Annotated in this window: 19 protein-coding genes; 7 read left to right on the forward strand and 12 right to left on the reverse strand. The window is 34.4% G+C overall.

The window, feature by feature from the left end:
• The first annotated feature begins 65 nt into the window (after window positions 1-65).
• Both rsmG and J2W48_RS06010 read left to right on the forward strand, forming a co-directional pair.
• Complete coding sequence (gene rsmG / locus J2W48_RS06005; RefSeq protein WP_310279392.1) at window positions 66-695, forward strand: 16S rRNA (guanine(527)-N(7))-methyltransferase RsmG; 630 nt, start codon at window positions 66-68, stop codon at window positions 693-695.
• 226 nt (window positions 696-921) lie between these two features.
• Window positions 922-2337, forward strand: a complete 1416-nt coding sequence (locus J2W48_RS06010; RefSeq protein WP_310279394.1) for an alkaline phosphatase — start codon at window positions 922-924, stop codon at window positions 2335-2337.
• A gap of 134 nt (window positions 2338-2471) precedes the next feature.
• Here the strand turns inward: J2W48_RS06010 and pruA are convergent, their stop codons facing one another.
• Entirely contained in the window at window positions 2472-4097 is a 1626-nt protein-coding gene (pruA, locus tag J2W48_RS06015) for an L-glutamate gamma-semialdehyde dehydrogenase (RefSeq protein WP_310279397.1), read from the reverse strand.
• A 177-nt stretch (window positions 4098-4274) separates the two neighbouring features.
• On the opposite strand from pruA, the gene J2W48_RS06020 reads away from it, so the two are divergent.
• The 4 genes from J2W48_RS06020 to pdeM are packed head-to-tail and all read left to right on the forward strand — an operon-like array spanning window position 4275 to window position 10120.
• On the forward strand, window positions 4275-5342 hold the full coding sequence (locus tag J2W48_RS06020; protein ID WP_310279399.1) for a ligase-associated DNA damage response exonuclease: 1068 nt from the start codon (window positions 4275-4277) through the stop codon (window positions 5340-5342).
• A complete protein-coding gene (locus J2W48_RS06025; protein WP_310279401.1) occupies window positions 5343-6965 on the forward strand; it encodes an ATP-dependent DNA ligase in 1623 nt (540 codons plus the stop codon). It abuts the gene before it with no gap.
• Window positions 6958-9447: a ligase-associated DNA damage response DEXH box helicase gene (locus J2W48_RS06030; protein WP_310279403.1), complete on the forward strand. Its 2490-nt coding sequence runs from the start codon at window positions 6958-6960 to the stop codon at window positions 9445-9447. The genes J2W48_RS06025 and J2W48_RS06030 overlap by 8 nt, the downstream gene beginning before the upstream one ends.
• 37 nt (window positions 9448-9484) lie before the next feature.
• Window positions 9485-10120: a ligase-associated DNA damage response endonuclease PdeM gene (gene pdeM / locus J2W48_RS06035; protein WP_310279406.1), complete on the forward strand. Its 636-nt coding sequence runs from the start codon at window positions 9485-9487 to the stop codon at window positions 10118-10120.
• Here pdeM and apaG read toward each other — a convergent pair.
• From apaG to map, 6 genes are all read right to left on the reverse strand, one after another.
• Window positions 10117-10503 carry a Co2+/Mg2+ efflux protein ApaG gene (apaG, locus tag J2W48_RS06040; RefSeq protein ID WP_110348906.1) on the reverse strand — a complete coding sequence of 129 codons (387 nt, stop codon included), beginning with the start codon at window positions 10501-10503 and terminating at the stop codon, window positions 10117-10119. The genes pdeM and apaG overlap by 4 nt on opposite strands.
• Window positions 10504-10585: 82 nt before the next feature.
• A complete protein-coding gene (locus tag J2W48_RS06045) occupies window positions 10586-11845 on the reverse strand; it encodes a type IX secretion system plug protein (RefSeq protein ID WP_310279409.1) in 1260 nt (419 codons plus the stop codon).
• Between the two features lie 82 nt (window positions 11846-11927).
• Entirely contained in the window at window positions 11928-14828 is a 2901-nt protein-coding gene (locus J2W48_RS06050; RefSeq protein ID WP_310279411.1) for a DEAD/DEAH box helicase, read from the reverse strand.
• A 191-nt stretch (window positions 14829-15019) separates the two neighbouring features.
• A complete protein-coding gene (locus J2W48_RS06055) occupies window positions 15020-15793 on the reverse strand; it encodes a methyltransferase domain-containing protein (RefSeq protein ID WP_310279413.1) in 774 nt (257 codons plus the stop codon).
• A gap of 39 nt (window positions 15794-15832) precedes the next feature.
• Window positions 15833-16237: a GxxExxY protein gene (locus J2W48_RS06060; protein WP_310279415.1), complete on the reverse strand. Its 405-nt coding sequence runs from the start codon at window positions 16235-16237 to the stop codon at window positions 15833-15835.
• A gap of 67 nt (window positions 16238-16304) precedes the next feature.
• A complete protein-coding gene (gene map / locus J2W48_RS06065; RefSeq protein ID WP_110348911.1) occupies window positions 16305-17123 on the reverse strand; it encodes a type I methionyl aminopeptidase in 819 nt (272 codons plus the stop codon).
• A gap of 185 nt (window positions 17124-17308) precedes the next feature.
• Between map and J2W48_RS06070 the strand changes: the two genes are divergently transcribed.
• Entirely contained in the window at window positions 17309-18562 is a 1254-nt protein-coding gene (locus tag J2W48_RS06070) for a DUF445 domain-containing protein (RefSeq protein WP_310279418.1), read from the forward strand.
• Window positions 18563-18760: 198 nt separating this feature from the next.
• Here J2W48_RS06070 and J2W48_RS06075 read toward each other — a convergent pair whose 3' ends face one another.
• The 5 genes from J2W48_RS06075 to gpmI form a co-directional block, all read right to left on the reverse strand.
• Complete coding sequence (locus J2W48_RS06075; protein ID WP_310279420.1) at window positions 18761-20149, reverse strand: TolC family protein; 1389 nt, start codon at window positions 20147-20149, stop codon at window positions 18761-18763.
• Window positions 20149-21495, reverse strand: coding sequence for an HlyD family secretion protein (locus J2W48_RS06080; RefSeq protein ID WP_310279422.1), 1347 nt, complete (start codon window positions 21493-21495; stop codon window positions 20149-20151). Before J2W48_RS06080 ends, J2W48_RS06075 begins: the two co-directional genes overlap by 1 nt.
• A complete protein-coding gene (locus tag J2W48_RS06085) occupies window positions 21488-23158 on the reverse strand; it encodes a peptidase domain-containing ABC transporter (protein ID WP_310279424.1) in 1671 nt (556 codons plus the stop codon). Before J2W48_RS06085 ends, J2W48_RS06080 begins: the two co-directional genes overlap by 8 nt.
• A 15-nt stretch (window positions 23159-23173) precedes the next feature.
• Window positions 23174-23845, reverse strand: coding sequence for a TetR/AcrR family transcriptional regulator (locus J2W48_RS06090; RefSeq protein WP_310279426.1), 672 nt, complete (start codon window positions 23843-23845; stop codon window positions 23174-23176).
• Window positions 23846-24106: 261 nt separating this feature from the next.
• On the reverse strand, window positions 24107-25624 hold the full coding sequence (gene gpmI / locus J2W48_RS06095) for a 2,3-bisphosphoglycerate-independent phosphoglycerate mutase (RefSeq protein ID WP_310279428.1): 1518 nt from the start codon (window positions 25622-25624) through the stop codon (window positions 24107-24109).
• Window positions 25625-25659 lie beyond the last annotated feature (35 nt).

The raw sequence follows: 25659 nt of genomic DNA on the forward strand, positions 1-25659 counted from the left end.
CAATTTGCAAAATTGAGTTAAATATTTCAATTCGAAAGTAGTACTTTTGTTAAAAAATTACAACAATGGACGAGATTCTGAAATATTTTCCTGATTTGACCGACATTCAAATCGAACAATTTCAAAAATTAGACTTTTTATATCACGACTGGAATGAAAAAATCAATGTTATTTCAAGAAAAGACATTGATGCCTTATATACAAAACATGTTTTACATTCGTTAGGAATAGCAAAAATTCTGAAATTCGAACCGGGAGCAACAGTTTTAGATGTGGGAACTGGTGGTGGTTTTCCCGGAATTCCATTGGCAATTCTTTTTCCGGAAACCCGTTTTTATTTAATTGATGTCATTGCAAAAAAAATAAAAGTAGTTCAGGGCGTTGTAGATGTCCTGGAATTGAAAAATGTAAAAGCCGAGCAAAAACGTGCTGAATTGGTAAAAGGTGATTTTGATTTTATTGTAAGCCGGGCGGTAACGAATATGCCTGATTTTGTATCCTGGATTCATGACAAAATCAAAAAGCAGCACAAACACACTTTAAGAAACGGAATTCTATATTTAAAAGGTGGTGATTTAACCGAAGAATTAAAAGACTTCCCGAAAGCAACCTTATACGATTTATCGACAATTTTTGAAGATGAATTTTTTGAAACGAAAAAAGTGGTGCATTTGCCGTTGAAGTTTCACGCTTAATTTTATTCTTATATAAAAAGCCCGATACCAAGTAATGTTTAAATTATTGGTATCGGGCTTTTTTATGCTAAGAAATGAATTCGAAAAATTTTACTTTGAAGAAAAACAGAATCCTTTACTCAATCTCACTTCAAAACTATTCTATAAAGGCAATTCATAACCTAATGATAATTTTGTAGCTTATCCAATTTCTTTATCTTTGAAAATACTTATAAACAAAGTAGTAATGGATAGAAGGAAATTCTTTAGAAATGGCTCATTATTTACAATAGGAGCAGCAATTATGAATCCGTTTGAGGGTTCTGCAAATGTTTTAGATTTAGAATCTGTAAATAAAAATAAGAAAGCTAAAAATATAATTTTACTGGTCAGTGACGGAATGAGTACCGGCACACTTAATATGACCGATTTGTTTTTGAACAGGAAAACAGGCAAAGGTTCTAATTGGATACAATTATATAAAGACAACAGGGTTTCAAGGGCATTGATGGATACCGCTTCTGCCAGTTCTATAGTAACCGATTCTTCTGCAGCAAGTTCTTCCTGGGGCGGTGGTTTTCGTGTAAATAATGGGGCACTTAATGTTAGTCCGAAGGGAGAACCTCATTTGCCAATTTGGCAAAAGTTCAAGAAATCCGGTAAAATGGCGGGCTGTGTAACTACGGTTCCCATTACCCACGCAACACCGGCAGGTTTTTGTGTCAACAGTAAAAGCAGAAATGCCCAGGATGATATTGCCGAACAATATTTAGAATTGGGTTTTGATGTTATGATGGGAGGTGGTGCCAATTACTTCAGTGCGGAATTACGAAAAGATAAAAAAGATATGTATGCTGCATTTAAATCAAAAGGCTATCAGGTCGTAAAAACAAAGTCTGAAATGGAAGCCACATCTAATTCTCAACCTGTATTGGGCGTATTTTCAGATGATGGACTTCCATATTCCGTGGATAGAAATAGTGACGAAAATTTAAAAAATACGATTCCGAGTCTAGGCGAAATGGCACAGAAAGCTATTGATAGAATGAAAGACCATAAAAAGGGTTTTGTGTTACAAATAGAAAGTGGTAAAGTTGACTGGGCAGCACATGGCAATGATATTGCAGGTTTGATTAATGATCAGGTGGAATTTGATGAAGCGGTAAAAGTTGCGATAGATTTTGCAGAGAAAGACAAAGAAACATTAGTGATTATCACTACAGATCACGGAAATGCAAATCCCGGAATTATTTATGGGAAATACGCCAATGATAATTTTGACAGTATCCAAAAATACACTCAGACGAACGAATGGATTTTGAATCAAATAAAACCAGAATCTTCAGTAGCACAAGTAAAGGAAATTATTGAGAAAGCAAATGGGCATTCCGTTTCAGATGAAGATGCAAAAACGGTGTTGAGTTATTATGATGGGCTCCATAAAGAAGATGGTTTGTATAATTACAAAAAACTTCCATACAAAGCTTTTGCAGAAATGCAGGAAAAAATAAATTCTGTAGGCTGGATCAGTATGGATCACTCTGCCGATTATGTAGAACTGGCTATGTTTGGTCCGGGAAGCGAACTTTTAAAGCCTTTTATAAAAAATACTGATTTGCATTATTTAATGCTGCAGGCCGCAGAGGTGGAGAATAAGTTTTGATGGTAAGTAAGATTTTAAAATTTACGTAAACCAAAAAAAACAATAAGGAAAAAGCCGAATCTTAAAATGTAAGATTCGGCTTTTTTATATTGACAAAGCCTTTAGGACTTTTGACATTCGACTTTAAGACTATTTTATCCCAAAAATGGATACCTGTAATCTTCCGGAGTTACAAAAGTTTCTTTGATCGTTCTAGGAGAAGCCCAACGTAATAAGTTCAACGCAGAACCCGCTTTATCGTTAGTTCCTGAAGCTCTTGCTCCGCCAAAAGGCTGCATTCCTACAACAGCTCCTGTTGGCTTATCATTGATATAGAAATTACCAGCAGCATTTTGCAATTTCACAGTTGCTACTTCAATAGCATAACGATCCTGGCTGAAAACTGCCCCTGTCAAAGCATACTCAGAAGTAGTGTCAACCAATTCTAAAGTCTCTTCCCATTTAGCATCTTCGTACACATATATTGTAATAACGGGTCCGAATAATTCGGTTTCCATTGTTGTATATTTCGGGTTTGTTGTTACAATAACGGTTGGTTCAATAAAGTAACCTACAGATTTATCGTAATTTCCACCAACGATAATTTCAGCATCAGCATCTTTTTTCGCCTGATCAATAAAACCAGCTAATTTATCAAAAGAACCTTCGTGAATAACTGCAGTAATAAAGTTTCCGAAATCTTCCGGAGAACCCATTTTCATCGATTTTACATCCGTGATTAATTGCTCTTTCACAGCAGGCCACAAACTTTTCGGGATATAAGCTCTTGAAGCAGCAGAACATTTTTGACCCTGGAATTCAAATGCACCACGAACAATTCCGGTAGCAACTTGTTTTACATTAGCACTTGGATGCGCAATGATGAAATCTTTTCCACCTGTTTCTCCAACAATTCTTGGATATGTTTTGTAATGGTGAATATTAGCTCCAATTTTAGCCCAGATATCTTTAAATACATGAGTGGACCCTGTAAAGTGAACTCCGGCGAAATCACGGCTTGCTAAAACAGTATCTGTAATCATCAAAGCATCACCAAAAACAACGTTGATAACCCCATCAGGAACACCAGCTTCTTTGAAAACTTCGATAATGATTTTTGCAGAAAATACCTGACTGTCACTTGGCTTCCAAACTACAACATTACCCATCATAGCAGCACTTGCAGGTAGATTGGCAGCAATTGCAGTAAAGTTAAAAGGAGTAATCGCATAAACAAAACCTTCAAGTGGTCTGTATTCTAAACGGTTCCAGGTAGTAGAATCCGATTTTGGCTGATCTCCGTAAATTTGAGTCATGAATTCTACGTTGTAACGTAAAAAGTCGATTAATTCGCAAGAAGCATCAATTTCTGCCTGGTGAATATTTTTAGACTGGCCAATCATAGTAGCTGCATTAATACGGGCTCTGTATGGACCGGCAATAAGTTCAGCCGCTTTTAAGAAAATAGCAGCACGTTGTTCCCATGCCATATTTGCCCATGCTTTTCTTGATTCAAGCGCATTGGCGATCGCTTTTTCGATATGTTGTTTTTCAGCTAAATGATAAGTTCCTACGATGTGTTTGTGATCGTGGGGAGCTGAGATTGTTTTAGTGTTTCCAGTTTTGATTTCTTCACTACCAATGTATAAAGGAACATCAATTTTAGTGTTCCACATTGAAGTGTAGGCCGCCTGAACAGCTGCTTTTTCTGGTGAGTTTGGTGCGTATCCTTTAACTGGTTCGTTTACCGCTTTTGGTACATGAAAGAATCCTTTTAACATGGGACGAGATATTTTAAAATTACGAATTGTTTAATTTTATGCAAAAGTACAAAGGTAATTTTGATTATATCACAATACAATATTAAAATGTTGTAATTAAATAAACTAATCCGGTCAGCCTGTAAATATGTATTCTATAAAGTTTTTAAATTTGAGTTACTTCAATTTTTTATTACTATGAAAATTCCGCTTTTAGCTTTTAATGATAAAGGAATTTACTGTCAGCAGGCGGATGTATATCTCGATCCATGGCGGCCGGTAAAAAATGCAATTATTACCCATGGGCATGCTGATCATTCACGATGGGGGCATCAAAATTATATTACGCATCATACCAATGTTCCTATCATTCGTCATCGGTTGGGCGAAATAAATGTGACCGGAAAAGATTGGGGAGAAACCTTCGTAATTAATAATGTAAAGTTCTCGTTGCATCCTGCCGGACATATTATCGGAAGTTCACAAATTCGGGTAGAACATAATGGGGAAGTCTGGGTTTTTACGGGAGATTATAAAACCGAAGATGACGGAATTTCAGTTCCCTACGAAGTGGTAAAATGTCACACTTTCATAACCGAATGTACTTTTGGATTGCCAGCCTTTAACTGGACTCCACAGGAAGAAGTAATCACAGAAATCAATAATTGGTGGGCAGAGAATAAAGCTGAGGGAAAAACATCCATACTTTTTGGATATTCTTTAGGCAAAGCACAACGATTATTAAAATATTTAGATACTGATATTGGAAAAATATACACCCATGGCGCAATAGAAAACATGACGAATGTTTTGCGTCCGATGGTGGATTTTCCGCCAACAAATTTAGTAACCCGCGAAACTAAAAAAGAGGATTTATTAGGCAATATAGTTCTCGCTCCGCCAAGTGCACACGGAAGTATCTGGATCAGAAAAATGACACCATTTGTCACAGGTTCTGCAAGCGGCTGGATGGCTTTTCGAGGAGCAAGACGAAGACGTGCAATTGACAAAGGCTTTGTGCTAAGCGATCATTGCGACTGGTATTCTTTATTAGACAGCATCAAAGCAACCGGAGCAGAAAAAATTATCTGTACACATGGTTACACGGATATTTTTTCTAAGTATTTGAGAGAATTGGGTTTCGATGCCAGAACCGAGAAAACTCAATACGAAGGCGAAGCGGCAGAAATGGAAAAAGAGGATAAGGAAGAAGTTGTATTCGAACAAAATGAGACTCCGATTATTTCTGGAAATAACGAATTGTAGATGAAAAATTTCGCCCAACTCATAAAAACCCTTGACAGCTCGAATAAAACGAACGTAAAAGTTGATGCTCTGACGACGTATTTTAAAAATGCATCGCCGGAAGATAAAGTATGGACGATTGCGATTTTGTCACATCGTCGTCCGCCGAGACCCGTTAATACTACTTTGTTGAGAATTTGGGCAAATGAACTGGCGAATATTCCATTATGGCTTTTTGAAGAGAGTTATCACATCGTAGGCGATTTGGCCGAAACTATAGCCTTAATTATTCCAACCACAAAAGAACATTCTGATAAAAGTTTAACTGAATTTCTTCAGGAAATCATTGCACTAAGAAAGAAATCAGATTCTGAAAAAAAAGAATATTTACACCAGAATTGGCTGGCACTCAATTATTACGAACGTTTTGTTTTTACCAAATTAATTACCGGAAGTTTAAGAATCGGTGTAAGCCAGAAATTAATGACGCGTGCCTTATCAAAAGCAGAAGATGTGGATGAAGATGCTTTGGCTTATAAATTAATGGGAAATTGGGATCCAAACACAATCACTTTTCAGGAATTAATTTTGGATGAAAAAAGCAGCGATTATTTATCAAAACCCTATCCGTTTTATTTGGCATATCCTATTGAAGGAGAAGTTGATAATCTCGGAAATCCGGAAGACTGGTCGGTTGAACATAAATGGGATGGTATCCGTTCACAAACCATTATCCGTGAAAACGAAATGTATGTCTGGTCAAGAGGCGAGGAGCTGGTTACTGATAAATATCCGGAGTTTAAATCCTTCATCGGAATTATTCCGGATGGAACCGTTATTGATGCTGAAATCTTAGCTTTTACAGAAGGAGAAATTGGAACTTTCAACGATTTGCAAACTAGAATCGGACGTAAAACAATATCAGCCAGCTTGCTCGAAAAAGTACCGGTAATTTTAAAAGCGTATGATATTTTAGAATGGGAAGGTCAGGATATTCGAAATTTACCTTATTCGGAAAGAAGATTATTATTGGAACAATTATACGATTTGATAAAAGATAAAACGCCACACTTTCAATTATCAGAAAGAGTTTTGCTCCATTCCTGGGAAGATGTGACTGCCGAAAGAATGCGGGCCAGGGAAATGAAAAGTGAGGGTTTGATGTTAAAGCGCAACAATTCGCCTTATTTGGTGGGAAGAAAAAAAGGCGATTGGTGGAAATGGAAAATTGAACCGTTGGTAATTGATGCTGTATTGACTTACGCCATGCGAGGTCACGGAAGACGATCAAATTTATTTACCGATTATACTTTTGCACTTTGGCAAAATAACGATAAAGGAGAACGTGAATTGGTCACATTTGCCAAAGCCTATTCCAGTTTAACCGATGCCGAATTCAGAAAAGTAGATGATTTTATCAAAAAAAATACTTTGGAACGATTTGGTCCGGTTCGGAGTGTAACGCCACAATTGGTTTTCGAAATTGGCTTTGAAGGCATTGCGCTTTCAAAAAGACATAAAAGTGGAATCGCAACCCGTTTTCCAAGGATTTTGAGATGGAGACAGGACAAGAAAATTGAAGACGCTAATTCAATTGAAGATTTAAAAAGTATGATTTTACAAGGCAGCACAAAAAATGAATAGAGAAGAATTATATGCTATTGCGGAAAATTGGTTTCACGATCAGGGTTGGAAAGTATTTCCGTTCCAAACCCAAACATGGACTGCTTTTTTGCAAGGCAAAAATGGTTTGCTAAACGCTCCAACCGGAAGCGGAAAAACCTATGCCTTATGGTTTCCGATAGTTCTTGATTACATGAAGAAAAATCCAAATTATAAAACCACCCGAGGCAAAGCCGAACGGAGCGTAGCTAAACATAAACCCGGTTTAAAAGCTATTTGGATAACACCTTTAAGAGCACTTTCCGTAGAAATAAAACAAGCTGCTGAAAGAATTCTTCATGATTTGGATACACAAATGACAGTCGGAATTCGTTCCGGAGATACCTCCCAAAGCGAAAGAACAAAGCAGAGCAAAAAAATGCCCGATTTGCTGGTTACCACTCCGGAAAGTCTGCAATTGCTTTTGGCTTCAAAAGAATTTGCGAAAACTTTTGCTAATTGCTCAGCCATAGTCGTTGATGAATGGCATGAATTATTAGGAACAAAACGCGGTGTCCAAATGGAATTGGCCTTGTCCCGATTAAAAACCATTGCACCTAAAATGCGCATTTGGGGAATTTCTGCTACAATAGGGAATCTGAAATTGGCGCAACAAGTATTATTAGGAATAAATTCTGAAGCCTATCAAAATTCGGTTTTGATTAAAGCCCACATTAATAAAAAAATAAAAGTACTTTCGATATTGCCCGACAAAATGGACAGTTATCCGTGGCGTGGTCACATGGGACTGCATTTGATCGATGAGGTTGCCAAAATAGTGCGGAAAAGCAAAACCACTTTAATTTTTACCAACGTGCGTTCTGCCTGCGAAATGTGGTTTCAGGCGATATTGGAGAAATATCCGGAGTTTGCCGGAGATATGGCCATGCATCACGGAAGCATTAGTAGAGAAACACGTTTATGGGTCGAAAATGCCATTAGAAATGAAGAACTAAAAGTAGTCGTTTGTACTTCAAGTCTGGATTTGGGAGTTGATTTTGCACCAGTTGAAACCATCATTCAGGTTGGTGGACCAAAGGGTGTTGCGCGTTTTCTGCAAAGAGCAGGGCGAAGCGGTCATCAGCCTGGAAAAGAGAGTGTGATTTACTTTTTGGCAACACATGCTATTGAACTAATAGAAGCTTCAGCGCTTAAAAAAGCGGTTGCGAAAACTATTGTCGAAGACCGAATTCCCTATTTGAACAGTTGGGATGTTTTGGTACAATATCTAAATACATTAGCCGTTTCTGACGGATTTATTCCGGATGAAATTTTTGAAGAAGTTCGACAAACTTTCTGTTATCAGAATATCACAAAGGAAAACTGGAACTGGATTCTGAATTTTATTACCAATGGAAGCCAAAGCTTACAGGCGTATGATGAATACAAAAAAGTTGAAGTCGAAGAAGACGGGCGTTTTAAAATTAACAGCCGATTGATTGCGATGCATCACAGAATGCAAATTGGAACTATTGTTGGCGATGCATCACTGAGTGTTAAATTTTTAAGCGGTGGTTATATAGGAAATATTGAAGAATGGTTTGCCTCAAAACTACAGCCGGGAGACGTTTTTACATTTGCCGGAAAGAGACTGGAATTATTTAGTGTGAAAAATATGCAGGTGTTAGTGCGAAAAGCAGATCCCAAAAAAGAATCACGAACAGTAAGCTGGATGGGCGGACGAATGGCTTTGTCTGTACAAATGAGCGAATTGCTTCGGGAAGAATTATATACTGCAAATAGTGAGAATTTAACTCCTGAATTAAAAGCATTACAGCCCATTTTTACCAGACAGCGAAAAGAAAGTATCGTCCCAAATGCTGATGAATTTCTCATTGAAACCTTTAAAACGAGAGAAGGTTTTCATGCCGTTTTTTATCTTTTTGAAGGTCGGTTTGTGCATGAAGCCTTAGCCAGTATTTTGTCGTATCGTATTAGTTTATTGTCTCCAATTACTTTTTCTCTGGCGTATAATGATTACGGATTTGAATTGCTTTCTGATCAGGAAATTGATATGCAATCAGTTTTTGACAACAATTTGTTTTCAACAGAATATGTGCATCATGATTTGCAAAAAAGCCTTAATCTAACCGAAATGGCCAGAAGAAAATTCAGGGATATCGCCGTAATTGCCGGATTGGTATTTACCGGCATGCTTGGCCGGCCAGTAAAAACAAAACATTTGCAGAGCGGATCTCAATTGCTCTTTGAAGTTTTCAGGGATTATGAACCGGATAATTTATTGCTTCAGCAGGCTTATTCAGAAACATTTGAACATCAGTTAGAAGAAGGACGTTTGATTCAGGCTTTAGAAAGGGTTAACCGGCAAACTATTGTCTGGAAACAATGTAAAAAACCAACACCTTTTAGTTTTCCAATTATTACAGATCGATTGAGGGAAAAATTATCCAGTGAAACATTAGCAGAAAGAATTAAAAAAATGACGGTCAGTTACATGAAATAATTTTTGATGGACTATAAAAGGTTTGCTATATTTAAATATGAATATTATAATAAACAACCAGGATTTTATTCTGCATCAGTCGGGTGCCGCTTTTTGGGAGAAAAAAAAGATACTGCTTATTTCTGATGTGCATTTAGGCAAAGTAGCACATTTTAGAAAACACGGGATTGGAATTCCCAATGATGCTATTTTTGAAAATTTTGCAAGGTTAAAAATGGTTTTGGATTTGTTTAATCCGTTTACAATTATATTTCTAGGGGACTTGTTTCACAGTAAAATCAATAATGAATGGAATTTATTTGTGGAATGGACCAAAACCTATTCTCATAAAATAATTTTAATAGAAGGGAATCATGATATCATTTCAAAAAAATATTATGCCGATTTGAATATTGAAATTTATTCCGAATTAGTAATTGATGATTTTTTACTGACGCATCATCCGAAAGAGGAGTATGGACTTTTTAATTTTTGCGGACATATACACCCCGGCATACAATTAAGAGGATTGGGAAAACAATTTTTAAGTTTGTCCTGTTTTTTCAGGAAACCCAATCAGATGATTTTTCCGGCGTTTGGAGAATTTACAGGAAATTATTACTTGATTCCAACGGAAAATGATAAGGTTTACGCCATTACAAAAGAAGATGTGATAGAAATCAGCCTCAGTTAATTCAATGCAAAAGGAGCACACATTCTAAAAGTAGGGACAATTACCTTAAATATTTTGGTTGTAGTGAAATTAATCATATTAAAATGACCTTTCATCGCACCATATGGAGATGATAGTAAACAACCTGAACTGTAAGTGTGATTTTCACCAGGTTTTAAAACTGGTTTTTTTCCGATAACGCCTTCACCGTCAACAACTTCCAGATCATTCAAAGAGTCAAAAATTTCCCAGTGGCGAGAAGTTAATTGTACAGAATCCTTACTGTGATTTTCGATTGTAACAACATAACTAAAGGCAAAATGAATCTTGTAGTTCTTGAAGTACGTACCTTCAAAACTAGTCAAAACAGATATTTTTATGCCTCTTGTTATCTGAGAAACCATAACTAAAGTAGTATATATGTGTGTGTTATATCTGCAAACTTACAAAAAAAAATGATTCGATTGAAATCCTTTTTTAGAATGTTTAGTTAATAATATTCAATGAGTTCGCATTACCTTTTCCGATAACCCTTTCATAACGTTCTGTATTTTCACGATAATAAACTAAAATGGTATACTCATTTTCAGTTTGATAAAAGTTTCCGTCTATGGCATTTTCATAGTCAATTGCCCCATTTTTGTCAGCAACAGTGTATTGAAAATTAGTAAAACCCTGTTTAATCATCACGGCTTTTTCATAAACTCCTTTTTCAGCATTATAATCCATTTTGTATTCTGGAGACAAGCTGTAATTATTGAACATTCCGGTAATGTAAATATCTTTGTTTAATCTGAACGCCGGGGCAGAAAGACTAAAATAAACCCAGGCATAATCCGCTTCGATTTCATTATTGGAAGCATTTATATTTTTAACTACGAAATTTCCATTCACATCCTGGTTTAAAGTATAAACCTGGTTGGCTCTTGCAGGGCTTGTATATAAAAAAGCATTATAGATGTCAGTATTGGCACCCACTTTTCCAACATTATTATTGGCCGCACGGATGTCTTTATTTTCAAAATATAAAAACTCATTTCCGGCCCAAAATTGTGTTTCACTATCGTATTTATAAACCAATTGATTGCCGAGTGTATATTGTGGGGGAACGTTCTTGATACTTGTATTGAAATTTCCATTCTGAATCAAAAGTGTTTTTACATTTTTTAACGGAGTCTGAAATACAATATCATTTGAAGCTATTGAAAAATCTAAGTTTTGCTTATAATCGATATTACTTAGATTACGGCTTCTTTTTACCTGAGCTGCAACTGTGGCATGATTTTCATATAAAATGAATTTTCTGGAGAAAACGACATCTCTGTCTTCATTCAGAATTTTTAGCATATAGTTTCCTGAAAGACGTAACTGTGTGGTAAACTGATTAGGAAAAGCCAGTCTGTAATGTGAGTATACCTGAAGTGTATTGTAGGAATTTATATAATCTACAATTCTTTGATTGTCAAAACCAAGAATGTAATCGGTTTTAGGGATACTACTGGGTCTCCAATTATAATCGCAATGGGTAATTTCAAAATAATAATTGGCTTCGTTACCAAATAAATCGTCAAATTGCAATTCAAATCCAGACCCTAATTCAAATATTGGCACAACATTACTGCCATTTTGAATGAAAGAAACGGTCTTGATATTATAAGGTGGAATTACTTCAGTTTGTACTTCCTGGGCTTCTGCGGAAGCAAAAATAAAAAACAAAAGTAAACTTGTATATAAAAATTTTGGCATCTTATTACGTTGTAAGATTGTAAATATAACAATTTTATCTAACGTATTAAGATGCTAGTTTATTGGTTTTAAGAACATTTTATTAAGCACCCAAAATGTATTCTAAATTAACTTCGATTTCGTCGTTAATATAACTTTCTTCTAAAAGTGAATCAGATAATAGCTTTTTGTTTTCCTGTAGTTTGATTATTTTTTCTTCTACCGTATTTTTCGAAATAAACCGAATCACATTTACTTTGTTTAATTGCCCAATTCGGTGCGCTCTTCCAACTCCTTGTTTTTCAGCAAAAGGGTTCCACCAGGGGTCTAAGAACAAAACATATGAAGCTTTGGTAATATTCAAACCTACACCGCCTGCTTTGAGCGAAATAAAAAATAGCAAAGGATCTTCGTTTTCCTGAAACAGATTTACCTGCTGTTCTCTTTTCTTCGCAGGGGTTTCGCCGGTAATTTCACAAAATTCTATTTTGTTTTCCTTGCACCAAGTGGTGTAAAAACTCAAATTAGTAACAAAGGAGCTAAAAATGATGGTTTTTTGTTTCTCTTTTACTAAACTTTCCAGATAATTAGTGACTGCAATATATTTTCCGGAATCAATTTCCGACTCCTGATCGATCATTTTTGGATGATTACTCAGTTGTCTTAACTTCATCAGCGTGTTGATAATGCTAATTTTATCAGGGCTGGATCCATCTGTTTTTAGTAAAAAATTCCGGGCTTTAGATTTTTCTTTTTCATATAATCTTTCCTGTTCAGGATCCATATCGCAATAATAAATCTGTTCTGTCAATTCGGGTAAATCCTTCAAAACCTGCTCTTTGGTTCGCCTTAAAATATAAGGCTGAATAAGGTTCTTTAATTCAGATAAACTATTTTCGTCTTGCTTTTTCTCAATCGGAATTTTAAAATTTTCTGCAAAGAAAGCATAACTGCCCAAAATATCCGGGTTTATAAATTGCATTTGCGACCATAAATCGTCCAGTGAGTTTTCGACAGGCGTTCCGCTTAGCGCCATTTTATGAGCTGTATCTATTTTATTAATAGCTTTGAAAATTTTAGAATTTTTATTTTTAATGTATTGGCTTTCGTCCAAAATTAAATAGCGGAAATTATATTTTTCTAAAATTGAAATATCACGATGAACAATGCTGTAGCTTGTAAAAATTAAGTCGGTTGAATCTAATCTGCCTGCCAATAATTTTCTGTCGTTACCAACATATTGCATTTTTGAAAAATGCGGTGTAAACTTTCCCGCTTCGTTATACCAGTTAAAAACCAATGAGGAAGGTAAAACAATCAGAGCTTTTAAAGGTTCTTTTTCAATAGTAGTTTCATTTGAAAATAAATCAAAATTGGTAATTTTGGTTGTAAACCCTAACTGTTCCTGAACAGCAACTAAAACGGCCAGGGTTTGTAATGTCTTTCCGAGTCCCATATCGTCAGCCAGACAAGCACCTAAATTCGAGTTGAAATGACCCAGAAGCCATTTCACCCCGTCAATCTGATAAGGTCTTAAGGTTGCTTTCAGTAAATCTGAAGGTTTATATTCAGCTTGTTCAATTACCTCATTTTCTATTTCGGGAATAGTATCTAAAGCGGTGAAATTGCTTTTACGCAAAAGAAGGTTTCCATTTTCTGTATTGGCCAGTTTAGCCAGTGAACTATACTTACTGAACCATTCTAACGGAATTAAAAAATAGTTTCCGTCAGGCAGCATAAACATTCTTTCCTTGCTTTTTATGTTTGGAATTATATCGCTGAAATTGATTGTATATTTCCCAATAGTAATGATAATTTTAATGTCAAACCAATCGCCGGTTGTTTCTTTTGAGGCCGAAACAGTATGGTTTTCAGTAATAATTTCTTTGCTTTCAAGTTTCAGGTTTTGGATTGTAAAACCTAAATTTTCAAGCTTTTCCTTATTGTCAATAATTAATTGAATATTGATATAAGGATCATTGGCTTCTAAATGGGTATCCAGCCCAAAAAGTTCGTTTTTGACTTTTACCAAGCCAATTTCAAGCAATTTTTTTGTATATAAAATTTCGACGGCACTTCTTTTAAACTGAATTATTTTGGGTTCATTAACAATACTGAAATCAACAAATGAATGTGTTTTTTTAGTTTTACCGGCATCAAATAAGTAACCGTTATAATCGAAATAAAGGTTGAGGTAATAACAATTTTTAAAGAAATCATAAACTGGCTGAATCGTACTCGAAATTATTTGATCCCGCACTTCCATTTCAAAACCCGTGGCTTCAATATCAATTTTTTTGGCTATTTCGGGAATAAAACTTTTAAAATAATCATCAACTAATTTTGAAGGTATTTCAATTGATTTTTTCTTTAGAAAAGGAGTCAGTTTTTTAGAATTAAGCTCTTTTAATTTTCCTAATTTTTTATCGATAATTAACCAGCCCGGCTCATCCAAAAGAATATCAATGCTGCTATTCATGGGTAGAAAAGTAGTTTCGTTTTCTTTTAAAGAAAGAGTATATGTAATGCCTTCAGAATGCTTGTCAAATCGAATTTGAGGTTCAAAATCACGAGAGTCGATATTGACCCTGGACCGATAAAAGTCTTTTTCGAATCCCATATTAATTGATAAGGGAAATTGTTCCTTCAAAATCAAATCGTAAAAGGAACTTAAATTGAATTTTAAATGCTGACGAATGGCAAAATCAATTTTGCGATCTTTTTGCAAATCGGCAATGGTTTTAGCTGATTTGATTTTGGCACTGAATTTCTTGAAAATAAATTCAGGTTTTAAAGATTCACAAACTGTAAGTATTTTTTTGGTATTTGAATCTAAATTTTCAAAAACAATTCCGAAACTTTCAAGCACATTTGTACTTGCTTTTTTGTTTAAATATTTAATTTCATCGGTATTCTCAACGATATAAGCTGTTGGAATATAAACATTCAGGTTTTTTTCAAAACTGATGTCAAAACAAAACTGAAATGATTTTGTAATATCCAAAATTAAGAGTTTGATTCTGTTGGACTTTTGTGAAATTAGTTCAATTCAAAACTAATAAAATAACGCTGATAAAACGGATTGCTAAAGCAAAATACTTAAAAAATGATTTTTTATTTTCGAATTGTATTGTTCGAAAAGTTTTTAAATGAACTTATATCACCTTATATATGGTTCAAAAAAATATCGAATGTTTAATTCTCCGGTTTAAAGCATAGCGGAATAATTTCGCCTTTTGCCAGACAATATTTTTCTACCAATTCGGGTGCAATTTTATTCGTGTAATCTTCTTCAATTACAATAAAACCTTTGCTTCTTAATTTATCAAAATAATCACGGCCATAAATACGGACGTGATCGTATTGTCCGAATATTTTAGCACGTTCTTTTTGATCTGTAATCGAATCATCTGCAAAAGTTACAGCTCTCGATAAATCCTGCGGAATTTGTAAAACTGCCATTCCACCAGGTTTTAAAACACGAAATAATTCCTGCATGGCTTTCGTATCATCCGGAATATGTTCTAAAACGTGATTACACAAAATTACATCGTATTCGTTGTCTTTAAAAGGCAGGTTGCAAATATCTGCTTTTACATCTGCCAAAGGCGAAAACAAATCGGTTGTCGTATAATCCAGATTTTTTTGCTTGCGGAAAAGCTTATAAAATGCCTGTTCCGGAGCAAAATGAAGTACTTTTTTCGGTGCTGTAAAAAAATCAGTCTGATCGTTTAAATATAACCAAAGCAAACGGTGCCTTTCTAATGAAAGTGTACTTGGCGAAAGCACATTGTTACGTTGTTTTCCGTATCCATAAGGTAAAAACGACTTGAAACTTTTTCCGTCAATAGGATCAGTAAATTTGTCTCCTTTTAATGATAAAGCCAAAATTGGACGAGCCACATAACTCAAGCGAATTAATAATGGGCGCGGAATTGTATTAAGTACTAGTTTAAAAAGTTTTTTCATTGGGCGTTTCACAGAGTTTCACAAAGTTAGCACAAAGCTTCACAAAGTGTTTATAAATCTTTTAATGTTGTTTTTTAAAATTTTAGAATCAAAATTAATAAGTAATCCTAATGGATAATTTCCAAGTTTTAGATAAGTAAGTATCTGAGCAAAATGTACATCTGTAAAAGCTTCAACAGTTTTTAATTCAATGACAATTTTATTTTCAATCAACAAATCAATTCTATATCCATGATCTAGTTTTATATCTTTATAAATTATCGGTAGTGCTTTTTGTTTTTCAACAACTAAACCAGCATTCATAAGTTCATAACACAAACATTCTTGATAAGCAGACTCTAATAAACCAGGACCTAATTGTCTATGAACTTCAATTGCAAAACCTATAATTTTATATGAGATTGCATCCAATTCATCACGTGATTCTGTGCTTTCTTCGTACATTAATTAAGAACGGATAAAATAATTTAGTGAATCTTTGCGTTTTTCTTAGTGAATCTTTGTGTAACCTCTAAAGTACTAAAGGCACTTTTCTAAATTCATCTTCTTCGGTGCTTTCGATTCCTAAAGCTTTGTAGATGTAATAGAAGGTAGATAAGATTTCTGGTTTTCCGTCAATTAATGCGACGTCGTGTTCAAAGTGCGCACTTGGTTTTCCGTCAGCTGTCAGGATTGTCCAGCCGTCTTTTAGTTGTTTGATGTTTTTTGTTCCCATGTTAATCATAGGTTCAATGGCAACCACCATTCCTTCGACAAAAAGTTTTCCCCTGCCTTTTTTACCATAGTTTGGCATTTCAGGAGCTTCGTGCATTTTTTGGCCTAAACCGTGACCCACTAATTCACGGACAACTCCGTATCCGTGAGATTCTGTATATTTCTGAATCGCATTTCCAACATCTTCTACGCGATTTCCGGCTTTAAATTCTCTGATTCCTACATAAAGGGATTCTTTGGTTACCTGCAAAAGCTTTTTGGTTTCAGGGGCAACTTCTCCAATTTCGAAACTATAGGCATGATCTCCGTGATATCCATTTTTAAAGGCGCCACAATCTACAGAGATCACATCTCCGTTTTGCAAAGGGGTATTATTCGGAATCCCGTGTACAACCTGAGCGTTAGGGCTCATACAAAGCGAGTTCGGAAAATCATACAATCCCAAAAAACTAGGAACTGCACCATGATCACGAATGAATTCCTCGGCTAATTTGTCAAGATATAATGTGGTAACCCCTTCTTTTATCTCAGAAGCAATCATTCCTAATGTTTTAGATACGATCAAAGCACTTTCGCGCATTAATTCTATTTCCTCCCTTGTTTTTTGGATAATCATATTTTTCAGATTTTCAGTTCGCAAAAGTACAATTTTAATATTATTTTTTTAAAGTTGATTTTGAAATTAATTACTGCCGGTATTTTTAAATTTTGATGAATAACAATACTTCTGTCGAATATCAAAATCATTATGATTTCTTATCTCAGGAAAAAGCCCTAAATTAGTAGTAAAACATATCAATCATGAAAACTTCAATCGATCAGGAAACGCTGTCTAAAATAAAAGCCTTAAAGAAGATGAAGCGAAATGCTTCAATGCTTCTGGGTGCTGCGGTACTTCTGTTTATAATTGCGATTTATTTTAAAATCCCGATGTTACAGGCTTTTAGTGAAGCTGCAATGGTAGGCGGAATTGCGGATTGGTTTGCTGTGGTAGCTTTGTTTCGACATCCGTTGGGAATTCCGATTTGGCATACGGCTATTATTCCGGTCAAAAAAAATGAGATTGGAGAAAATCTGGGCAGTTTCGTTTCTGAAGAATTTCTGAATCGTGAAAAATTAGAAATTAAGCTAGATGAATTCAACTTTGCCACAAAAGCTTCTGATTGGCTTTCGCAGGAAGAAAATGCCAATAAAATTGCGAATTCTATAGCATTAAATATTATTCCGGGAATCCTGAAAACGATAAAAGATGAGGATATAAAAAGATTTATTCAGGTTCAGTTCAGGGAAAAATTAGAAGCCATTAATTTTGGAGACTGGGTAGCACTGGCTTTAGAACCATTGCAGAAAGGAAATATTAAAGATGAATTGCTTACTAATATACTTGAAGTTGTGAGTACGGAATTAAGTAACAACAAAGAACTGATCCGGAAAAAAGTAAAACAATCTACGCCTTTTCTGAGTTTTGGCTTAGCCGATAAAAGTATTTCAGAAGGTATTTTTAATGGATTGCAGGAGTTTCTGGATGAAGCCAAAAATCCGGAAAGTGAAATCCGATTTAAAATAGATGAATACGTTCATGATTTTCTGGATAAAGTGAAGAACTCTGAAGAGATGAGAATTAAAATCAATACTATCATCATGGGCTTTGCCGGAAAAAAAGAAGTTCAGGATTATATTAATGGGATTTGGGATGAGATAAAATTATCAATAACAAACGATTTGAATAAAGGTGACGAATCGGCAATTAAAAACAATATTGCCAGTTTGATTCAGGGTTTCGGAAACGGGCTCAAAAAAGATGCTGTTATGGTTGATAAAATCAATAATTTTATCAAAAATGATTTGCTTTCCGTTCTTTTGAATAATAAAAAAATAATAGGAGATTTGATTTCTTCTACAGTAAAAAGCTGGGACGGGAAGGAAGTTTCAGAAAAATTAGAATTAGAAATAGGAAAAGATCTTCAGTACATTAGAATAAACGGAACATTGGTTGGAGGGCTTATCGGACTTATAATTTATGGCGTTGAATGGACGTATCATTATTTTGTGTGAAATTTTCTCACTGCAGCCCTCTCCAAAGGAGAGGGAGTTAAAAAATCGGATTATTTTATATTTCTAAAATCGGATAAACAAAAGCTTAAAGATAGTTACTACTTTTAATTGAACCATTGAGTTATAGTTAGCTCCCATATACGCTAACTATAACTCAAGTGAATTATGTCACTCATAAGGTTTGTTTAAAATTAAACCTTAATCAGGATTTGCCATAATTTTGAAGAGTTCGGAATTGGAGATATAAAATCGGTTTTCGAGTGCAATAGAAGTGAGTTTTGCATTTACTAAATTATTCTCTCGGGTATTAATCAGAAATAAAGAGCTTTCTCCAAAAGTAAACAAACGTTCTTCAGAATTCAGCATGGTCATATTGTTTTCTACCAAGGCGTTAGCAATTTTTTTTTGTTTTATCAGCGAACTGATTTCTATTTTCTGTGCACCAATTTTATTGGTTAATTGTGTTTTTTCCAGAGCTAACACAAATTGGTTTTCCTGAAGTTTATACTTGGCTAATTTTAAGCTTCCGCGTTCTTTTCTCAAAAATAAGGGGAAATATAACTCTAATCCAATTTTGTAATCCTGAAAACGATAATTGTCAATGAATTCTGGTTCAGATAAGTAAGAATAACCAATATTTATTTTAGGCAATAACATGTTTTGTTTGAAATCTTTTTCTACATTCAAAATCTCTATTTTGTTTTGCAATGCATTTAGTTTTGGATGCGTTTCTAAATTAAAATCATTTTGCAATAAATCGTTTGTTTTTAGAGTTTCCTGCAACGTAGTTTCGAGTGCTGTTTCCGGTACAAGTTCATCTGAAACTTCCAGTGGAATGTTGTTGTCAATCCACATAAAATTAGATAATTCAAGTTTGGATTTGGCTAGTTTCAATTTAGAATCTTCAAGACTCAATGCCCTGTTTTTTACAATAATTCCTGCTTCAATACTATCAATAGCAGGTTTGTCGCCTTGATTGATTAAAGATTTTATTCCTTCTAAGCGTATTTCAGCATTCTTGTTGTAAGTTTCGTAAAGTTTCATTTCTTCAAAATTCTTCTTCCAGTTAAAATAAGTAACCGAAGCATCATACAAAACGTTAACGGCTTGAAGTTTTCTTTCAGATTCGCTGAGTTTTATCTGAATTTTAGCCTTCCTGATATCCGCCATTCTTTGATTAATAAGCAGGCCTTGCCCTATAGGAACACTGATCCCAAAAGAAGTTAATCCCTGATTTGGAGTTGTGTTTTCCGGATTAAGATAAACACCTTCGTTATTGTCGAACCCTGCTTTCAGCTCAATTCCATACCATGTTGGAATTTTAAAACTGCTGTTTAAAATAGAATAATATTCCTTGTCTTTAAATTGCTTTTGACTAAAATCTACTTCAATTTTGGGATCAAAACCACCTCGTGCCATCATCAAATTGGCTTGTGCTTTACTTATTTCTAAATTAGCATTTTTAACCAAAGGATGGTATTTTTTTACATAGCCAAGAAACTCATTATAAGTAAGTTCTTTAGAGATTGGTTGTTGGCTAAAAACGGTACAATAAAAAAAAAGAAAAGCTATAAGTATTGTTTTCATTATTTTTTCTCTTTAATTACTTTCTGGTCACTTTTATAATAATTAGGAGGAAATCCGTTTAAGGTTCTCCATATTTCAAACCAAATTGGCACAGTGTCTAACAAAGCAATTGTTTGAGAACCAGAGCCAATACTTAGCTGTTTTGGCCATTTTGCTTCGTTTGGATCAGGAGCAATTAAGATTCTGTATTTTCCGTTATCGCTGATGAAGTTTTCGATTGCAACAATTTTTCCTCCAAAAGTTCCGTATGATATATCTGGCCAGCCCGAAAATACAATTGTTGGCCAGCCATCAAACCAAACGCGCACTTTTTCTCCTTTTTTAATCAAAGGTAAATCGATCGGATTTATAAAAGTCTCAACTGCAATATCGTATTGGGAAGGCATTATAGTTACGATTGGTGTACCTTCTTTTATCGTTTCTCCCAAACCTGCCTGCAGGGCTCTGTTGATATAACCGCTTTGGACTGCTTTAATATAATACATGCCATTTCTTAAGCTATAGTTCGCATATTGATTTTCTAATTTGCTTACCTGAGCTTCAGTATCAAATTTATTGCTCAGGGTTGTAAATTGGTCACTTTTTGCTTTAGCAACTTTTTCAGAATATTCGGCAGAAATTCGATTAATTTCAACTTTAGCGTTTATGTATTCATTTTTGCTTGTTAGGTATTTGTTTTCCTGAGTTATAATTTTGGCATCAACATCCTGAAGCTTCAAATGTTTCTCTTCAACATCAGTAAGTGGCTTTAATCCTTCGTTGTTTAATTGTACCGAACGTATATATTGGGTATTTGCAATTCGTAATTGTGTTTTTACAGCAACAAGGTCCATACTGTCACTTTTTATTTTTAAGAGAGATTGTCTGACTTTGTTTTTTGCCTGTTCCAGTTTTAGATTTTTTTCATTTTCTATAGATTGAATTTGGCTTGAAAGCGTATTGATTTTTTCTCCGTAGGATTCTAAAGAGTTCTTTTTTGCATCTACCTGGTTTTTGGTGTTTGCTACCAAATTAGGATCCATGTAGTCTTCTTTTATTTCAGAGATAAATAGAATTGTATCTCCTTTTTTTACAAAGTCACCTTCTTGCACATACCACTTTTCAATTCGCCCGGAAATTACACTTTGAATAGATTGTGGTCTTTGATTTGGTTTTAAAGTCGTTACAGATCCTGATCCGGAAATATTCTGTGTCCATGGGAGGAAAAGAGCGATTATCCCTAAGATTGAAGTGCCGAGTATAATTTTATTTAAAATCTTATAATGAGGTCTGTTACTGAGGTTTCTAATAGTTTCATATCGATCAAGAGGTTGTAACTTTGTTTTATTGTCAGAAATGTTAAGCATGGTTCATTGTTTTTTGATCAAGTATGATAAGGCCGTTTTGCATTGTTATATTTCGTGTAGATTTTGTCTTCCAATGCGGATTTTTGGATGAAACAATAATGGTCCATTTATTTTCATCTGAAGTAATAAAATCAATAATTTCATTGGCAACATTTTCATCCATAGTATCTGTAGGATCTTCGTAAAAAAGCACTTTTGGTTTATGAATTATACTTCTGGCTAATAGAATTTTTTGAGCATTAGAAGAAGATAATTGTTTTCCTTCAGGATAAATATGCGTGTCTAAACCTTTTGGCAATAATTTTATGAACGAGCTAAGCTGGACCCCTTCGATTGCCCATTTTAAATCTTCAGAACTTATGGAAGAATCATTAAAAGTGATGTTTTCTAAAATGGTTCCTTCAAATGGTGTCTCATTATGAATTATCCGGCCTATTTGCGAGCGATATTGTTTTACATTTATTTTTCTAAAAGTATCGTCGTTGATATAAAAAGCACCGGAACTTTGTTTTAATAAACCTGATAATAATCGAATAAGGGTTGTTTTTCCTGAGCCGTTTTTTCCGTCAATTACAATTTTTTCCCCTTGTTCAATTTTAAGAGTTATAGAGTCTAAAGCATTAGTTGGTGAATCCGGAAACTTGAATTTTAAATCTTCAGTTTCTAAAGTGATGTTATTATAGCAATTTTCGTTTTGAGAATCTGAATTTTCTTCTAATTCCAAATCCGTTACCTGTCCTATTTTTTCAACAGAAGTTAAAACATCGTAGAAACTTTCAAGTCCAAGAATAATTTTTTCGACAGATGTAATCACTAATAAAATGATAATTTCTGCTGCAACAAATTGTCCAATATTCATTTCCTGACTCAATACCAAATATCCTCCAATAGATAATAAACTTGCCGTAATGATAATTTTGAAAATGATCAATTGTGTAAATTGCCTTTTAATAATATTAAAATGTTTCTCACGATATTTAAGATAATCTGTTACCAGTGAGTTGTTTTTTTGAAGGGCAAAATCATGATTTAATTCATTTTTGAAGCTAAAATTATTATGAGCCATTTCTTGTAACCAACTTGCGACTTTGTATTTAAATTTTGATTCTTTTAAACTGGTTTCTATACCTGATTTATACGAAAATTTAAAAATGAAATATAATAGCAAGAACAATAAAAGACCAAATACAATAAAAGACGGATGATATAAGGATAGCAAGATAATTCCGAAAACAATTTGAAGTAAAGCAGCAGAAAAATCTGTTAACAATTTTGAAGTTCCTTTTTGAATGGTCATGGTGTCAAAAAACCGATTCGTTAATTCTGGCGGATAGATGCCATATAATTCCTCCGATTTTATTTTTGGCAGGCGACCAGCAAATTCAAACGAAGCCCGGACAAATATTTTTTGTTGTAAATTTTCCGTAATTCGCAATTGCATTAAAGATAAAATTCCAACAAGTGCTACTCCGGCAACAACTAATATGATTAGCACGATCCAGGATGCGCTTACTCTTCCGGATTGTATAAAAGTTATGATTGCCTGTATTCCTAACGGAAGTGATAAACTAATTAATCCGGCAAAAATTGCATAGAAAAAGATCTGGTAAATGTCTTTTTTATCTAGTTCTAGTAAATTGTAAAATCGTTTTAATGGAGTCATGTTGGTTTTTTATAATTATCGTAAAACGTTTTCTACAAGATTTAGGTAAAATTGAGTAGTTGTAATGCTTTCATTACAATCGGTAATTGTTTTCAAATGATCCGTCAGGAAATGTTGGTGTAAACTTCCCTCAACGATGGTCGAAACTAATGATTTAGCAAACGGATATTCAGGATTAACTTCCTTAACAATTGCAACAATTCTATTAATGACTCTTTTGTAGATTAAAAAAAAACCTTCTTTGTTTTCTTGATCAACTTCTTTTGTATGAAGTGTTTTTGTAAATTCTGCAATAATTATTTTATTTAAAATAGCTTCATTAATATGTTCCGGAGAAATGTCATCAGTTGTTTTTTCAGTAACTATTGTGATGGCTTTGTTGAGTTTTTCTTTTTTATCTGTGATATTAGTAGTGCTAAAAACGAGTTTATATTCCATCCAGCTCCAATACCAGAAAGATAAATAGACTAATAATTTGTGTTTGTTTTCGAAATAACGATAAATCGAACTTTCGTTTGAACCTATTTTTTCTCCTAATTTTTTAAATGTAAAATTATCGAAACCAATAGCATCAATAAGAAGAATACTTTGCTCAATTATTTTTTTTCCTAATATAGATGTTTCGGGATCTTTTACATAGATTTTTTCGTTTACATGAATTTTTAAATTTGATAGTATAGTTTTCATAAAAAGTTATTTTAAATGCAAATATAATAGCAATACTATCAATATTGAGATTTTAACTTTTATTTGTGTAAAAAAAAACTGCTCTAATATCAGAGCAGCTTTTTATTTATTAAAATTGTCTTGTCCTGAAATAGCGATAAGCGATACACAAAAAGTATCATTATGGGAAAAGATCAGGAATTACGCTATGTAAAGCGTAAACAAAAGATTATATAGTATGTCTTTTAAAATACAAATTGTTTAAGAATAGAAAACATGTTTTTATAATAACGAATGACATGTCATTGCAAGAGGTTGCTCAACTCCCATTAACTGTAAAATAGTTGGAGCAATATCTCCCAGGACACCATCCTGAATAGATTTCAAATCTTTATCAACTAAAATAATCGGTACCGGATTTGTTGTGTGAGCCGTATTTGGGCTTCCATCTGGGTTAATCATAGTTTCACAATTACCATGATCGGCAATTACAATAGTGGTATAATCATTGGCAAGAGCAGCTTCAATAACCTCTTTTACACATATATCAACCGCTTCACAAGCCAAAATTGCTGCACTCATAATTCCGGTATGACCAACCATGTCGCCATTGGCAAAATTAAGGCAAACAAAATCAACTTCACGTTTATGTAATTCCGGAACAAGAGCTGCTGTTAGTTCAAACGCGCTCATTTCTGGTTTTAAGTCGTAAGTGGCCACTTTTGGAGAATTTCTTAAGAGTCTGGTTTCACCTTCAAATGGTAATTCTCTTCCGCCGGAAAAGAAAAAAGTTACGTGTGGGTACTTTTCGGTTTCAGCGATACGAATTTGTTTTTTACCGGCTTTTTCTAAAACTTCCCCCAGGGTTTCGGTGATATTGTCTTTATTGTATACCACTTTTACATTCAGGTACGTTTCATCGTAATTGGTAAGTGTTACGTAATACAGGTTTAATTTGTGCATGTTTTGCTCATGAAAATCCTGTTGCGAAAGCACCTCTGTAAGTTCACGGCCTCTGTCAGTCCTGAAATTGAAAAAAATAACTACATCGCCTTCAATAATTGTTGCAAGAGGTTTTTCATGTTCCTCAACCATTACAATAGGGGCAATAAACTCATCCGTAACATCATTTGCATAGCTATTCAGAATGCTGGCAACACTATTAGTTGATGATGTCCCGATTCCGTTTACCAACAAGTCATAAGCTAGTTTTACCCGTTCCCAACGTCTGTCACGATCCATTGCGTAGTAACGTCCAATGATAGAGGCAATTTTTACAGGGGTTTCTTTGATGTAATCTTCCAGGTCCTGAATGTATTTTGCTCCTGATTTCGGGTCAACGTCCCTTCCGTCTGTAAAGGCATGAATGAAAACATTATCAAGGCCATATTCCTGCGAGGCATCAATTAATCCGCGTAAATGTGAAGTATGAGAGTGTACCCCGCCATCAGAAACCAATCCAAGAAGGTGTACTTTTTTATTATTATCTTTTGCATAAGTGAAAGCATCAATAAGTACCTGTTCTTTTGCAAATGTTTTGTGGGCGACTGCTAAATTTATCTTAGCTAAATCCTGGTATACGATTCTTCCCGCACCAAGGTTCATATGTCCAACTTCACTGTTTCCCATTTGTCCATCTGGTAAACCAACATTTAATCCGTCAGTGCGAAGCTGGGCACTTGGGTAATTTTGATACAGGCTGTTTATAAATGGTACATGTGCGTTGTCTATTGCTGATACTTTAGGGTCGGGTGATTTCCCCCAGCCATCTAAAATCATAAGGATAACTTTTTTGTTCATTGGTTTTTAGTTTTTGGCAAAGATAAACCATTTCT

Source organism: Flavobacterium piscis, from assembly GCF_031457575.1.
Lineage (GTDB): Bacteria > Bacteroidota > Bacteroidia > Flavobacteriales > Flavobacteriaceae > Flavobacterium > Flavobacterium piscis_A.